This is a genomic window from Phreatobacter sp., from assembly GCF_016793595.1.
In the GTDB taxonomy this organism is placed as follows: Bacteria; Pseudomonadota; Alphaproteobacteria; order Rhizobiales; family Phreatobacteraceae; genus Phreatobacter.
The window spans coordinates 322,893-337,251 of sequence record NZ_JAEULY010000002.1 but is presented as its reverse complement, the minus strand read 5'-3'; the positions used below and the strand labels follow the sequence as shown (position 1 = coordinate 337,251).

The window sequence follows — 14,359 nt, the reverse complement described above, 5'->3', positions numbered from 1 at the left end:
GCCGACGCCCGTCAAGGGCGCGGCATCACGGAGGAAGCCATGAGCGAAGCAGCCCGGACCGGGGCAGGACGACACCTGCCCTACGAGGTGAAGCACGTCGACGATGTCGAATGGGAAACGATCCGCTGGCCGGGCGAGACCGGCAAGATGCTGTTCCACCCCCGCCCCGAACGGCCGACGGAACCGAATGCCGGCATCCTGCGGCTCGAACCCGGCGCTCACCATCCGATCCACAATCACGACTTCGCCCAGGTCTGGTACGTGCTGAAAGGCGAATTCCGGATCGATGGCCACCTCTGCACCCCCGGCGCCATGCTGTTCCACCCGGACCCGCATTTCGAGGGCGCCTTTTCCACGGAGACCGGTGGCGAGATCCTGATCGTCCAGTATCCCGGCCCGACCACGAAGGGCCTGCCGATCTATAACGGCCGCTTCAACATGAAGGTTCGCAAACCCCTGCACGAGGAACGCACGGACCTCTGATCCACGGTGAAGGTCGCGCCTGCAGCGGCGCGGCCTTGCCCGTCCGGCATGTTTCCGCTATAGGCCGGCCGTCCCGTGGCATCTCCGCACCCCTGGAGGCTTCCGCCGCGGGTCTTTCTTTTGGAGATGAAGACCATGGCTGCCAACGCAACGTTGTCGGCGACGGTCCGCGCGAAGGGCGGCAAGGGGGCCGCACGCGCAGAACGTCGTCAGGGCCGCGTGCCCGGCGTTATCTACGGGGACAAGAAGGCTCCCGTCCTGATTTCGCTCGACTACAAGACCCTTCACCAGCGCATCTACGCCGGACACTTCAAGTCGACCGTCCTCACCCTCGAGGTTGGCGGCGAGAAGCACCGCGTCATTCCGCGCGACTACCAGCTCGACCCCGTCAAGGACACCCCGGTCCATGTCGATTTCCTGCGCCTCGGTGAGGGCGCGGAGATTTCGGTCGACATTCCGGTCCACGTCGTGGGCGCCGACGTCTCGCCGGGCGTGAAAGCGGGCGGCACCGTGAACCTCGTCGTTCACTCGCTGACCCTGCTCTGCAAGGCGGACAACATTCCGGAAGCCGTCGATATCGACATTTCGCAGCTCTCTATCGGCTCGACCGTTCACGTCGCGGACGTGAAGCTGCCGGCCGGCGCCCGTCCGGCCTCGAAGGAGAACGCCACGCTGCTCTCCATCGTCGCGCCGACCGTGCTGGAAGAGCCCGCCGCTGCCGCCGAGCCCGCTCCGGCCGCGGCCCCGGCCGCCAAGAAGTGATCCGCCGGGGCCTCGCCCCGATCATCACGACATCGGGGCGCCCCTTGCCGGGCGCCCTTTTCGTTGGGGAAGACCGATGATTCTGTTGGCCGGCCTCGGCAATCCCGGGGCGAAGTTCAGGAACAACCGGCACAATATCGGCTTCATGGCGGCCGAGGCGATCCATCGCCGCCACCGTTTCTCGCCCTGGCGCCAGCGCTTCCAGGGGCTGACAGCGGAAGGCGCGATAGGAACGCACAAGGCGCTTCTGCTGATGCCCGGCACCTACATGAACGAGAGCGGCCGGGCGGTCGGCGAGGCCATGCGCTTCTTCAAGATCGAGCTCGGCCAGGTCGTCGTCTTTCATGACGAGCTGGACCTGCCGCCCGCCAAGCTCCGCGTGAAGACCGGCGGCGGCAATGCCGGCCATAACGGACTGCGCTCCATCACCGCCCAGTGCGGCAACGACTATCGCCGCGTGCGGATGGGCATCGGCCATCCCGGCGACAAGAACCTCGTTCATTCCTACGTGCTCAACGACTTCGCCAAGGCTGAAACGCCCTGGGTCGAGGATCTCTGCGACGCCTGCGCCGACCAAGCCGAACTGCTCGCGGCGGGCGACGATCCCGGCTTCCAGAACCGTATCCACCTCGCCATGGAAGGGCGCGGCTGGAGCGACGTGAAGCGGCCCGGCGAGGCCAAGGACCCGTCCAAAGCTTGACACCCCCTTTCGCGCGCTCGACAAGGCGCGCAAACCTGATGATGGAATTTCGCCCATGGGCTTCAAATGCGGCATCGTCGGCCTGCCGAACGTCGGCAAGTCGACCCTCTTCAACGCGCTGACGCAGACTGCGGCGGCGCAGGCGGCCAATTACCCGTTCTGCACCATCGAGCCGAATGTCGGCGACGTGGCCGTGCCCGATCCGCGCCTCGACCAGCTCGCCACCATCGGCAAGTCCCAGCAGATCATCCCGACCCGCATCACCTTCGTCGATATTGCCGGCATCGTGCGCGGCGCCTCCAAGGGCGAGGGCCTCGGCAACCAGTTCCTCGCCAATATCCGCGAGGTCGATGCCATCGCCCATGTCGTGCGCTGCTTCGAGGACGGCGACATCACCCATGTCGAGGGCAAGGTCGACCCCATCGCTGACATCGAGACCATCGAGACCGAGCTGATGCTCGCCGACCTCGAAAGCCTCGAGAAGCGCGTCGTCGCGGCCGAGAAGAAGGCCAAGGGCGGCGACAAGGAGGCCAAGGAGCAGGTCGATCTGATCAACCGCGCCCTCGTCCACCTGCGCGACGGTCGCCCCGCCCGCATGACCGAGGTGAGGCCGGAGGAGGCGAAGGCCTTCGAGATGCTCAACCTGCTGACGACCAAGCCGGTGCTCTACGTCTGCAATGTCGAGGAAGCCTCCGCCGACAAGGGCAATTCGTTCTCGGCCAAGGTGTTCGAGCGGGCGAAGGCGGAGGGCGCCAAGGCGGTCGTCGTCTCGGCCAAGATCGAGAGCGAGATCGCGGTCATGCCGCTCGACGACCAGAAGGACTTCCTGGAGGCCGTCGGCCTCGAAGAGCCCGGCCTCAACCGCGTCATCCGCGCCGGCTACGACCTGCTCTCGCTCGTCACCTACTTCACCGTGGGGCCGAAGGAAGCCCGTGCCTGGACCATCACCAAGGGCACCAAGGCCCCCGGCGCGGCCGGCGTCATCCACACCGATTTCGAGAAGGGCTTCATCCGCGCGGAAACCATCGCCTTCGCCGACTACACCTCGCTCAACGGCGAGGCCGGTGCGCGCGATGCCGGCAAGCTCAGGCTCGAAGGCAAGGAATATGTGGTTGCCGACGGCGACGTGCTGCATTTCCGCTTCGCGAACTGAGGCCGGCCGAACGGCGGAAGGGCGTGGCCCGCCTTTTTGGGCATAGTGCCGGTCCTACCAGCATGCGACCGGCACCATGAGCAGCACAGACACGGGCGAGAAGCCGCCCTACCCCGCCTTCGAGGACTTCATCCCCGGCGAGATCACCACCTACGGCCGCTACGAGGTCACGAAGGCGGAGGTGATCGAGTACGCGACGGAGTTCGACCCGCAGCCCTTCCATCTCGACGAGGAAGCGGGCCGCGCCTCGATGCTCGGCGGCCTCGCCGCCTCGGGCTGGCATTCCAGCGCCATGCTGATGCGGCTCAACTGCGACGGGTTCATGGTCCGCTCGACCTCGATGGGCAGTTCCGGCATCGAGGAGATGCAGTGGCTGAAGCCGGTCTATCCCGGCGACGTGCTTTCCGTGCGCCGCGAGACCCTGGAGACGCGCGCTTCCGCCTCACGGCCGGAAATGGGCATCGTCCGCTTCCGTTTCGAACTGATGAACCAGAAGGGCGAGGTCGTGCTGGTGCAGACCAATCCGATCTTCTTCCGCCGCCGCAGCGCGGGAGCAGCGTGATGTACGAGGATATCGTCATCGGGCTGAAGGAAGAGCTCGGTTCTCACACGTTCACCGCCGAAGCGATCATCGCTTTTGCGACGAAATACGATCCCCAACCCTTCCACCTTTCCGAAGATGCGGGCCGGAGCAGCCATTTCGGCGGCCTCGTCGCGTCGGGCTGGCATACCGGAGGCGTGTGGATGCGCATGCGGGTGGAGCATGGCAAGCGCGTCGCGGCCGCACGCGCGGCGGAGGGCCTGCCTGTCCAGAAAGCCGGACCTTCCGGCGGCTTCAAGAACCTGCGATGGCCGAAGCCGGTGCGGGCCGGCGACACCGTGACCTATTTCTCGGAGTGCACCAGCAAACGACCGCTGGCCTCGCGGCCCGGCTGGGGCATCGCCTTCTCGCTCAATACCGGCGTGAACCAGCGCGGCGAACTGGTCTTCTCCTTCGACGGATCCGGCTTCGTGCCGATGGGCACCCCTTCCGCGTAGACAGCCCGGCGCGCCCCCTCCGCTGACGTTTCCACCCGATTTCGCAGAGCCCGCCACAAATCGAAAAGCGCGATGGCCCGCTCGCGCGCGGCCATGGCGCGAGCCTCGGCGTAACTGCGGATTAGACGATGGGTAGCGGAACCAGACATGGCGGCCCTCCGGGTCGGTATGGGGAAGATTGCACCGAGCCACGCTAATCCATTCCATCTGATCAATAATCATGGCATATTTCACGAATATCATGCCTATGGATCATCAATGGATCGCGCTGCCGAAATGGAGATTCTGGTCGCGGCCATCGACCGGGGCGGCTTCACCGCCGCGGCCGACCATCTCGGCCTGACGCCCTCGGCCGTCTCGAAAGTCATTTCGCGCCTGGAGGCGCGGCTCGGCGTCAGGCTGGTCGAGCGGACCACGCGGCGCGTCGCGCTGACAGCGGAAGGCCGGACCTTCTATGCCGCGGCGCGCGGCATCATCGGTGCGATCGACGAGGCGGAGGCGAGCGTGATGGAGGCGCGCGGCCGGCCGCAGGGTGTGCTGCGCGTGAACTGCGGGACGGCCTTCGCGATGATCCAGCTCGCGCCTGTCCTGTCCGACTTCATGACCGCCCATCCCGGCGTCAGCCTCGAACTCCAAATCGAGGATCGCATCGCCGACATCGTCGCGGAAGACATCGACGTCGGCATCCGCACCGGGCCGGTCGGTGACGACCGGCTGGTGGCGCGCCGTTTCGCGGACGTGCGCCGGGTCATCGTGGCCTCCCCGACCTATCTCCGGCGCATGGGCCGGCCGGCACAGCCGGATGACCTCGCCCGCCACGTCTGCATCCCGATCGCCACGACGCCCGACATGGCGCTCTGGCCCTTCGCCTCGGCCACCGGCCCCCGGTTTGTCGAGGTGCGCGGGCCGATCAGCGTGGGCACCGCCGAGGGCGCCCACGCGCTGGCCCTTGGCGGCGTCGGCATCGCCCGGCTCGGCGATCTCGTGGTCGCCCGGTCGATCCGCGAGGGGCTGCTGGCGCCGCTGCTGGAAGACAGCCACATTGCCGAGCCGGTCCCGATGCATCTGGTCTTCCCGGCCGGCCGGCAGAGGCTGCCGAAGGTGCGTGTCTTCCTCGACTTCGTCATGGATCGTTTCAGCCGCAGCCCCTGGCGCGTCTGGTCGCGAAAGACGGAGGTATCGCGTCCAGCACGCTGCTGAAACGTGGCGGCTCCACAAGGCTCCCAACAACAGAACATCGCTTCGGGAGATTGAACGTGAGCCTCGCCCTGTCGCTGCTGATCGCCGGCCAGATCGCCACAGCCGGCCTCGCGCCGCCGAGCCACGTCGTCGAGCCCGTCCAGTACACCACCAACCGCTACGGTAACCTGCAGGGCGAAGGCCGCGACTTCGGCCGTGGCTACGACGTCCAGCGCTCCCGCCGCAGCCGTACCACCACCTACCAGGGAACCGGCCGCAATTTCGGCGGCGGCTACGAGGTGCGCGGCAACCGCGTCACCGGCACCGGCTCGCGCTTCGGCAGCGGCTATGATGTCTCGCGCGGCCGCATCACCGGCACGGGCTCCAATTTCGGCGCCGGCTGGGAGCGCAATCGCAACGGCCAGTGGGTCGGCACCGGCCGCAACTTCGGCCGCATCTGCTCCGGCTCCTCCAATCCGGCCGTTGCCTGCCGCTGAAGGCGGCGCAGCGGTCTCATCGAAAGTGGCGCGCCGCCTCGTTCAGGCGCGCCGAAGGGGCACCCCACCGTCTCCGCCCCTCTCGCAAGAGCCGTCGCCGCGACCAGCGCCGACGGCTCTTCGCTGTTCGCGGCGCCAACCTTACCGCGAATTCACTAGGGTCCGACCCGGACCTCTCCTACCTCTATGCCCGGGCGCGACAACGACCCCGGCAGAGCGGCGCGACAAGAACCGCGGCCAGCAAGCAGCAGGAGACCCGCCATGACCATGCCCTCAAGCGCTATGCCCGCAGGCGCAGTGCCCCAGCAGGCCGCCTATCCGGCGGCGGCAACACCCGTCACCGTCACCGCCATCGACATGCCGTTCTTCCGGCTGGTCGGCTTCTTCTTCAAGGCCGCGCTCGCCGCCATTCCCGCCATGATCGCCGTTGCGCTTGTGGTGAAGGTTCTTGCCGGCATCGTGTTCTGGACCGTGGGCGGCTGGCGCTACGGGATGTGGATGTAGCTGCATCCCCGGCTGCCGCGGGGCTGACTAGCCGCGCGCCAGCAGCCGCCCCGCCACCGCGTCGAGCTTGGCCACCAGCGCCGGATCGCGCGCCTCCTTCGCGGTGATGATCGCGTGTTCCAGCGCCCGGTCGGAATGGATCGGGCACGGCTCGTGATCAGCCGGAAAATCGCGGGCAAGGCGCGCCACCAGCCGGCGCGCCTTGTCGGCATTGGCGCCGAGGTGGTGGACCACCTGCGCCACATCCACGGGCCCGACCTCCTCGTGCCAGGCGTCGTAGTCGGTGACCATGCCGACGAAGGCGTAGGAGATCTCGGCTTCGCGAGCGAGCTTGGCCTCAGGCATCGAGGTCATGCCGATCAGATCCCAGCCCTGCGCCTTGTGGAACAGGCTCTCGGCGAGCGTCGAGAAGGCAGGCCCCTCCATGCACACCGCCGTCCCGCCGGTCTGGTGCGCAAGGCCCTCCGCCTCGGCGGCCGCGGCGAGCCGCTTCTGCAGCAGTGGCGCGACGGGATGCGAGAACGCGACATGCGCGACGCAGCCCCGGCCGAAGAAGCTGGATGCCCTCAGATAGGTCTTGTCGATGAACTGATCGGCAAGGACGAAATGGCCCGGCGGCAGTTCGCCCTTGAACGAACCGACCGCCGAAAGCGACACGAGGTCGGTGACCCCCGCCCGCTTCAGCACGTCGATATTGGCGCGGTAGTTGATGTCCGAGGGAGACAGGGCGTGTCCCCGACCGTGGCGCGGCAGGAAGACGATTTCCGTCGCGCCGATCCGTCCCCGTCGCAGCCGGTCCGAAGGTTCGCCCTAGGGCGACTGGATGGCTACTTCCTCCAGCCCTTCGAGGCCCGGCAGGTCATAGATGCCCGATCCGCCCATCACGCCGAGAACGGCCCTGGTCATGTCTGCTCCGGAGATTCACGCGCCGCCTGCGAGGATCGGCAAAGCGCCGCGCGGTGGCAAGCACCCGCGACAAACGAAAAGGGCCGCTCGCGCGGCCCTTGTCATGCATAGCGTCGTCGCGCCGATCAGGCGTGCACGTCCTTCCAGACCTTCTTCTTGGTGAAGTAGGTCAGGCCGGCGAAGACCAGCAGGAACAGCAGCACCTGGAAGCCGATGCGCTTGCGCTGTTCCATATGCGGCTCGGCGGCCCACATGAGGAAGGCGGTCACGTCGGCCGCATATTGCTGCACCGTCTGCGGCGTGCCGTCGGAATAAGTCACCTGGTCGGGCTGCAGCATGTTGGGCATGCCGACGAAATTGCCGGGGAAGTACTTGTTGTAGTGCGTGCCCGGCGGCGTCTCGTGACCCTGCTCGTAGCCGGTCAGGAAGGCCTTCACATAGTCGGCGCCATGCTCCTGGTAGAGCGTGACCATGTCGATGAGGAACCAGGGGAAGCCGCGCTCGTAGGAGCGGGCCTTCGGCATCAGCGTCAGGTCCGGCGGCGCCTTGCCGCCATTCGCCGCCTCGGCCGCCTTGATGTTGGCGAACGGGCCGGGAATGCGGTCGGAGGCGCGCGGGGCGCGCTCGGCCGGCTGGCCGTCATCGCCGATCTCGCGAACCTTGTGCTGCCAGTCGGCGGCGATCTGCGCGACCTGCGCGGCCGGAATCTCCGGGCCGCCCGGTTGCGACAGGTTGCGGAACGACAGGAGGCTCACCGAATGGCAGGAGGCGCAAACCTCCTTGTAGACCTGGAAGCCACGCTGCAGCTGCGCCCGGTCGTACATGCCGAACATGCCGGCGAACGACCAGCCGTAGCGCGGCGGGTTGAGCTGCTCGGCGGCTTTCGCCGCCGGCATGGCCGCGCCGAGGCCGATGAGGCCTGCGGCGGCGAGAACGAGAGAGAAACGCTTCATCGTCATGGATCCTGTTCTCTCTTGCCCTCAGCCCTTGGTCTGCGGCGCGGCATTGGCGCCGGCGGTGACGGGGGCGCCGCCCTTCTTCCGCTCCTGCTCCAGCACGGCGTCGGCGATCGAGGCCGGCAGCGCCTTCGGCGTCTCGAACAGGCCGAGCAGCGGCAGGACGAGGAGGAAATAGGCGAAGTAGAGGCCGGTGAAGATCAGCGACAGCACCGTGTAGGGGTATTCGGCGGGCTTCGAACCGAGCCAACCGAGCATCACGCAGACCACCACGAAGGCCCAGAAGAACTGCTTGTGCAACGGGCGGTAGGCGGTCGACTTCACCTTCGACGTATCCAGCCAGGGCAGGAAGGCCAGCACCGCGATGGCCGCGAACATGGCCAGCACGCCGCCGAGCTTCGAGGGGATCACGAAGATGATCAGGTTGATGTCGAAGGTGATGGCGCGAAGGATCGCGTAGAACGGCAGGAAGTACCACTCCGGCACGATATGCGCCGGCGTCACCAGCGGGTCGCCGGGGACGTAGTTCACGGCATGGCCGAGATAGTTCGGCTGGAAGAAAGCGAACCAGGCGAACAGGATGAAGAAGCAGATGATGCCGAAGGCGTCCTTGATGGTCGCATAGGGCGTGAAGGGCACGGTGTCCTTCTTGATGTCCTTCACCTCGACGCCGGTCGGGTTGTTCTGACCCGTCACGTGCAGCGCCCAGACGTGCAGGGCGACGACGCCCGCGATCATGAACGGCAGCAGGTAGTGCAGCGAGAAGAAGCGGTTCAGCGTCGGGTTGTCGACGGAATAGCCGCCCCACAGGAACTCGACGATGGTCGGGCCGACCACGGGGATGGCGGAGAACAGGTTGGTGATGACCACCGCGCCCCACAGGGACATCTGGCCCCACGGCAGAACGTAGCCCATGAACGCCGTGGCCATCATCAGCAGGTAGATGATGACGCCGAGGATCCAGAGGATCTCGCGGGGCGCCTTGTAGGAACCGTAATAGAGACCGCGCAGCATGTGCACGTAGACCGCCACGAAGAACATCGAGGCGCCGTTGGCGTGCAGGTAGCGGATCATCCAGCCGTAATTGACGTCGCGCATGATCTTCTCGATCGAATTGAACGCGAGATCGACATGGGCGGTGTAGTGCATCGCCAGCACGACGCCGGTGATGATCTGGGCCACCAGCATCACCGAGAGGATGCCGCCGAAGGTCCAGAAATAGTTCAGGTTCTTCGGCACCGGATAGGCGATGAACGAATCATAGACGAGACGCGGCAGCGGCAGCCGGGCATCGAACCATTTGCCGATGCCGGTCTTGGGGACGTAGTGGGAATGACCCTGCATGGTCGTGACCTTCTAGCTGCGCTGGCGTCAGGCGGCGGCCGCGCCGGTGATCCGGATGCGCGTCTCGCTGACGAACGTGTACTGGGGAACCGGAAGGTTCTTCGGCGCAGGGCCCTTGCGGATGCGGCCGGACGTATCGAAATGCGAACCGTGGCAGGGGCAGAACCAGCCGCCGTAATCACCCTGGTTGCCCAGCGGCACGCAGCCGAGGTGGGTGCAGTTTGCGGCGGTGATCAGCCACTTGGCGTGGCCTTCCTTGACGCGATGGGCGTCGGTCTCGGGATCGCGCAGCGTCGAGATGTCGACGTCTTGCGCGGCCTTGATCTCGGCCTCGGTGCGGTTGCGGACGAAATAGGGCTTGCCGCGCCACAGGATCTTGATCTGCGCGCCGGCTGCGATGGAGGAGAGATCGAGCTCGACCGGCGCGCCGGCCGCAACCGTCGCGGCGTCGGGCGCGAGCTGGCTGATGAAGGGCCAGACCACGGCCGCACCACCCACTGCCGCCGCCGCCCCGGTCGCCAGGAACAGGAAGTCGCGGCGATCGCCCTCGGCATGTTGAACGCTTGCCACTCTCGTCGTCCTTTCGCTCGTCGGCCGGTTTCAGGCCCCGGATAGCGCCGCCAGCTCGGTCCGGCCCGCAAGGAGCCTGCCGTGGACCGCAACCTGTGCCCGGCAGCCTTCAAGGGGCGCCGCCGCACCGGCCGGCCCAACGTCTGGGCATGGGAATCCACGCCGGGAAACCACCGTCGGCTGGCGCTTATTCGCACCGTTATAAGGTGATGTCCAGTGCATGGCACGGAACCCCGCGCTGCGCTGCATCGCACCTTCGTCGGATGGCTGGGAAAAGCACCTGCCGCGCCGCGTCCGGCTTGACCCGGCGGGCGCCACGGCGCGATTTCTTGACGCCATGATCCGCCTTGCGCTCTACCAGCCCGACATCGCCCAGAACACCGGCACGATCCTGCGGCTTGCCGCCTGCCTCGGCTTTGCCGTCGACATCGTCGAACCCGCCGGTTTTCCCGTCTCCGACAGGTCGTTCCGGCGCTCCGGCATGGACTATCTGGATCACGTATCCTGGACGCGCCACGACGATTTCGCGGCTTTCGAACGCTGGCGCGCGAACGAGGGCCGCCGCCTCGTCCTGATGACCACCCGCGCCGCCCTGCCCTATGCGGATTTCGCCTTCCGCTCCGGCGATGTCGTCATGGCGGGGCGCGAATCGGCCGGCGTGCCCGAGGATGTCCACGCGGCGGCCGACGCGCGCATCCTCATCCCGATGCAGCCGGCCATGCGCTCGCTGAACGTCGCGGTCTCCGCCGCAATGGTCGCGGGAGAGGCGCTGCGCCAGTTCGGCGCCTTTCCGGCACAGGGCTGAGCGAAACGAAACGGGCCGCCCGAAGGCGGCCCGTCATTCCCCCCAACCAAAACGAAACTCAGTAGCGCGCGACCACCGCCGACGGCCCCGTCGAGAACAGGTAGTTCAGGCCCACCTTGACGGTGTGGTATTCGAAGCGCGCCCGGACGAATTCGGGAACGGTTGTGACCTGATACGAAGACGAGCCGAGATTGTAGTACATATACTCGACCTTGGCGGTCACGTTCGGCGTAAAGGCATATTCCAGACCGCCACCAAGGGCGAAACCAACCCGGGTCCGGGAGGTGGTGACGCCGACCGCCGTCGATGCACCGACGCGCGTGTCGCCATAGGCAAGGCCGCCGGTGACGTAGAACAGAGCCTTGTCGGCTGCTACGCCGACGCGAGCACGGGTGGTTCCCACCCAGTTGGACCGCGTGAAGCAGGAGACGGCCGGATTGGGGCACGGATCGGAGTCACGGAAGCCGGCGATGCTCAGGTCGGTTTCGAGACCCAGCACGAAGTTGTTGATCTGCCAGTTGTAGCCGAGCTGCAGACCCCCGAAGGCACCCTTCGGGTTGCTGGGCACGGTAGTGGCCGGTCCGGTGAGAAAAACCCAGCCCGTGGAGCCCGAGCCGTAACCGAGATGGGCGCCGAGATAGAAGCCCGTCCAGTTGAAAACCGGAGACACGACGGCGGCTGCGATCGGCGTGCGCGGCGAGCCCAGATCCGCCGCCTGCGCGCCGGCCGCAAGGGCCACGAGGGCAGCGGAAGCAAGGAAGAATTTCTTCATGTCAATTCCCCGGATGGATTCTGGAACGGCCACAGCCAACAACTCGAAACAACCAGTCACACAAGGGCGGCACGCCGACAAGGCACGCCACGCATTCACCGCCCGTGATTCCGCAATGGTACCTCAGTATTCACCAGCCCTGTTGCATGGACGGCACAGTTGCCCATGGCGTCATGCCGTAACTGCAGGGTGCCAACGATCCCGACAATGCAGCGCAAGGACCGGCCCGGAATCGGATGCGGCAGTTTCCGCGCCTTCCAAAAGACCGCTGACATCCGACGGCTTGGGCCACCGCCCTGAACGCATTATAGTTCTGTTAACCCTGTGCCACCGGCCCGAGCGAGCCTCCGATGGACCCTCAGTCGTCACCCGCCGATCGCAGCCTCAAGAATGCGATACGCGCCATCCGCATCGAGGAGGCCGAGCGCACCGGGGTCGTCGTGGCGCTGCGCGAGGCTGATCTCGTGAGGCTGGAGATTCTCCACGAGCGGCTCAGGCCCGTCCTTGCCGAGGTGCCCCGCGGCATCGAGCTTTTCGATGCCGGCATCACTCCCGGCGAGACCCCGCGGCTGTGGATCGACATGATCGCCTTCGTCGAGATGGGACGCGACAAGCGCACCTATCGCTTTCTGCAGGACACGCGGAACGGCCGGCGGATCATGGCCGAGAGCGAGGATGCCGGCGCGGTGGCGGAGCGCATCACCGCCTATGTCGCCAGCCGCCTGATCGAGCGCGAGCGCATGCTGGCGCTGCCGCCGGTTTCGCCCTTGCGGGAAGCGCCAGTCCTGCCCCGCGCCGACATGCCGGCGGCCACCCTCGACAGACCGCAGCAGGCCGTGGCCGGGGCGGAGGCGACATCGCCGATGCCGCAGACGACGCTGGCGCCGGCGGCGATCGCCGATGCGGCGCAGCCGGACGCCCCCACCGGAACCCTGCCGGCCGCTCAGGCAACACGGCGCGGCATCAGCTTCTCCGGCCTGGGCGGCTTCGTCCTGTTCCTGCTCGGCGTTGCCGCAGGCGCGGGTGGCCTTCTGGCCGTTGCCCAGCTCGCGACGCGGCTCTAGGGATCGCAGGCCGCAGGGTCTCCCATGCATGCGGCATCTTTCCCGGCCGCATCGCCGCCGCTAGCTTGCGCGCCGACATGCCGGCCACCTCCGGCCCCGAACCCGTCCGGGAGGACACCATGACCCTTTCAGCAACGCTTGCCGGCAGCGCCCCGCGCAAGGTCTTCAACATCGTCGACGGCAAACAGACGGAAGCCGCCGACGGCCGCGTCATCGACGCGGTCGGCCCGTCCGACGGCGCGGTCATCGCCTATATGCCGCGCTCCGGCGCATCCGACATCGACAAGGCGGTCGCCGCCGCGCGCAAAGCCTTCGAGGATGGCCCATGGAGCCGCATGACCGCCACCGAGCGCGGCCGGCTGCTGGTGAAGCTCGGAGAAGCGATTCTCGCGCATCACGACGAGCTGTCGCTACTGGAGAGCATCGACACCGGCAAGCCCGCCCGCCAGGGCAAGGCCGACATCACCGCGACCGCCCGCTATTTCGAATTCTACGGCACCGCCGCCGACAAGGTGCATGGGGAGACCATTCCCTTTCTCAACGGCTATACGGTCGCCGTCGTGCGCGACCCCCATGGCGTCACCGGCCATATCGTGCCGTGGAACTATCCCTCGCAGATCTTCGGCCGGTCGGTCGCCGCCTCCCTCGCCTGCGGCAATACCTGCGTGGTGAAGCCGGCCGAGGACGCCTGCCTGTCGCTCCTGCGGATTTCCGAACTGGCGCTGGAGGTCGGCTTTCCGCCGGGCGTTCTGAACATCCTCTCCGGTCTCGGCGAGGAGGCGGGCGCCGCCCTCTCCAGCCATCGCGGCATCGACTTCGTGTCCTTCACCGGCTCGCCCGAGGTCGGCTCGCTGATCCAGACGGCCGCAGCGAGGAACCATATCGGCTGCACGCTGGAGCTTGGCGGCAAGTCGCCGCAGATCGTCTTCGCGGACGCCGATTTCGACGCGGCGGTGCCGACCCTCGTCAACGCCATCGTCCAGAATGGCGGCCAGACCTGTTCGGCGGGCTCGCGCATGCTGGTCGAGCGGGCGGCCTATGACGAGCTGGTCTCGCGCGTCGCCGAGCGCTTCGCCACCGTGCGCGTCGGCACCTGGGACATGGACCTCGACTGCGGCCCGATGATCAATGCCGGCCAGAAGAAGCGGGTCGAGGGCTTCGTCGAGCGCGCCCGCGCGGAAGGCGTGCCCGTGATCGCCGAAGGCCAGCTAGCGCCCAACCTGCCGCCCGGCGGCTTCTACGTCGCGCCGACCCTGTTCGGGCCCGTGCCGCGCTCGAACGCGCTGGCGCAGGACGAGGTCTTCGGCCCGGTCCTGTCGGCCATTCCCTTCGACGACGAGGCCGATGCCGTCCGTCTCGCCAACGGCACCGATTTCGGCCTTGTCGCCGGCGTCTGGAGCCGCGATGCGAAACGCTCCATGCGGGTTGCCCGCGCCATGCGCTGCGGCCAGGTCTTCGTCAACGGCTACGGCGCGGGCGGCGGCATCGAACTGCCCTTCGGCGGCGTCAAGAAATCCGGCCACGGCCGCGAGAAGGGCTTCGAGGCGCTCTACGAATTCTCCGCCTCCAAGACCGTCGTCATCAATCACGGCTGAGCCGAACCAGAAGCATTGCAACAGGGAGCGG

Annotated in this window: 16 protein-coding genes and 1 pseudogene; 12 read left to right on the top strand and 5 right to left on the bottom strand. The window is 67.0% G+C overall.

The features are described from left to right. Positions 1-39 precede the first annotated feature (39 nt). The 9 genes from JNK84_RS02265 to JNK84_RS02225 all read left to right on the top strand — a co-directional run bounded on the left by JNK84_RS02265 (position 40) and on the right by JNK84_RS02225 (position 6,316). Positions 40-483: a cupin domain-containing protein gene (locus JNK84_RS02265; protein ID WP_293420090.1), complete on the top strand. Its 444-nt coding sequence runs from the start codon at positions 40-42 to the stop codon at positions 481-483. A 135-nt stretch (positions 484-618) separates the two neighbouring features. Beyond that, a complete protein-coding gene (locus JNK84_RS02260) occupies positions 619-1,245 on the top strand; it encodes a 50S ribosomal protein L25/general stress protein Ctc (protein WP_293420087.1) in 627 nt (208 codons plus the stop codon). A gap of 76 nt (positions 1,246-1,321) precedes the next feature. After that, a complete protein-coding gene (pth, locus tag JNK84_RS02255) occupies positions 1,322-1,945 on the top strand; it encodes an aminoacyl-tRNA hydrolase (protein ID WP_293420084.1) in 624 nt (207 codons plus the stop codon). Positions 1,946-2,000: 55 nt separating this feature from the next. Next, a complete protein-coding gene (gene ychF, locus JNK84_RS02250) occupies positions 2,001-3,098 on the top strand; it encodes a redox-regulated ATPase YchF (protein WP_293420082.1) in 1,098 nt (365 codons plus the stop codon). Positions 3,099-3,174: 76 nt separating this feature from the next. After that, positions 3,175-3,660 (top strand): MaoC family dehydratase, encoded by a 486-nt coding sequence (locus tag JNK84_RS02245; protein ID WP_293420079.1) that lies wholly within the window; start codon positions 3,175-3,177, stop codon positions 3,658-3,660. After that, complete coding sequence (locus JNK84_RS02240; protein ID WP_293420076.1) at positions 3,660-4,136, top strand: MaoC family dehydratase; 477 nt, start codon at positions 3,660-3,662, stop codon at positions 4,134-4,136. Before JNK84_RS02245 ends, JNK84_RS02240 begins: the two co-directional genes overlap by 1 nt. A 258-nt stretch (positions 4,137-4,394) precedes the next feature. Further along, positions 4,395-5,336 carry a LysR family transcriptional regulator gene (locus JNK84_RS02235; RefSeq protein WP_293420073.1) on the top strand — a complete coding sequence of 314 codons (942 nt, stop codon included), beginning with the start codon at positions 4,395-4,397 and terminating at the stop codon, positions 5,334-5,336. 56 nt (positions 5,337-5,392) lie between these two features. After that, positions 5,393-5,812: a hypothetical protein gene (locus tag JNK84_RS02230; protein WP_293420070.1), complete on the top strand. Its 420-nt coding sequence runs from the start codon at positions 5,393-5,395 to the stop codon at positions 5,810-5,812. Between the two features lie 261 nt (positions 5,813-6,073). After that, positions 6,074-6,316, top strand: a complete 243-nt coding sequence (locus JNK84_RS02225) for a hypothetical protein (RefSeq protein ID WP_293420067.1) — start codon at positions 6,074-6,076, stop codon at positions 6,314-6,316. A gap of 27 nt (positions 6,317-6,343) precedes the next feature. On the opposite strand, the pseudogene JNK84_RS02220 reads toward JNK84_RS02225, so the two are convergent. From JNK84_RS02220 to petA, 4 genes and pseudogenes are all read right to left on the bottom strand, one after another. After that, positions 6,344-7,222 (bottom strand): annotated as a pseudogene (locus tag JNK84_RS02220) (S-methyl-5'-thioadenosine phosphorylase). Positions 7,223-7,347: 125 nt separating this feature from the next. Then, positions 7,348-8,175 carry a cytochrome c1 gene (locus JNK84_RS02215; RefSeq protein WP_293420064.1) on the bottom strand — a complete coding sequence of 276 codons (828 nt, stop codon included), beginning with the start codon at positions 8,173-8,175 and terminating at the stop codon, positions 7,348-7,350. A 27-nt stretch (positions 8,176-8,202) separates the two neighbouring features. Further along, positions 8,203-9,522 (bottom strand): cytochrome b, encoded by a 1,320-nt coding sequence (locus JNK84_RS02210; protein ID WP_293420061.1) that lies wholly within the window; start codon positions 9,520-9,522, stop codon positions 8,203-8,205. 27 nt (positions 9,523-9,549) lie between these two features. Then, complete coding sequence (gene petA, locus JNK84_RS02205) at positions 9,550-10,092, bottom strand: ubiquinol-cytochrome c reductase iron-sulfur subunit (protein WP_293420058.1); 543 nt, start codon at positions 10,090-10,092, stop codon at positions 9,550-9,552. Between the two features lie 337 nt (positions 10,093-10,429). Here petA and JNK84_RS02200 point away from each other — a divergent pair, with 337 nt between their 5' ends. Then, the gene (locus tag JNK84_RS02200) at positions 10,430-10,897 is read left to right on the top strand and encodes a tRNA (cytidine(34)-2'-O)-methyltransferase (protein ID WP_293420355.1); all 468 of its coding nucleotides are present in this window, start codon (positions 10,430-10,432) and stop codon (positions 10,895-10,897) included. A gap of 58 nt (positions 10,898-10,955) precedes the next feature. Here the strand turns inward: JNK84_RS02200 and JNK84_RS02195 are convergent, their stop codons facing one another. After that, positions 10,956-11,669 (bottom strand): outer membrane protein, encoded by a 714-nt coding sequence (locus tag JNK84_RS02195; protein WP_293420056.1) that lies wholly within the window; start codon positions 11,667-11,669, stop codon positions 10,956-10,958. Positions 11,670-12,019: 350 nt separating this feature from the next. Here JNK84_RS02195 and JNK84_RS02190 point away from each other — a divergent pair, with 350 nt between their 5' ends. Together JNK84_RS02190 and JNK84_RS02185 are read left to right on the top strand one after the other, a co-directional pair. Then, complete coding sequence (locus tag JNK84_RS02190; RefSeq protein ID WP_293420054.1) at positions 12,020-12,733, top strand: hypothetical protein; 714 nt, start codon at positions 12,020-12,022, stop codon at positions 12,731-12,733. Positions 12,734-12,852: 119 nt separating this feature from the next. After that, positions 12,853-14,328: an aldehyde dehydrogenase family protein gene (locus tag JNK84_RS02185; protein WP_293420052.1), complete on the top strand. Its 1,476-nt coding sequence runs from the start codon at positions 12,853-12,855 to the stop codon at positions 14,326-14,328. The last annotated feature ends 31 nt before the right edge of the window (positions 14,329-14,359 follow it).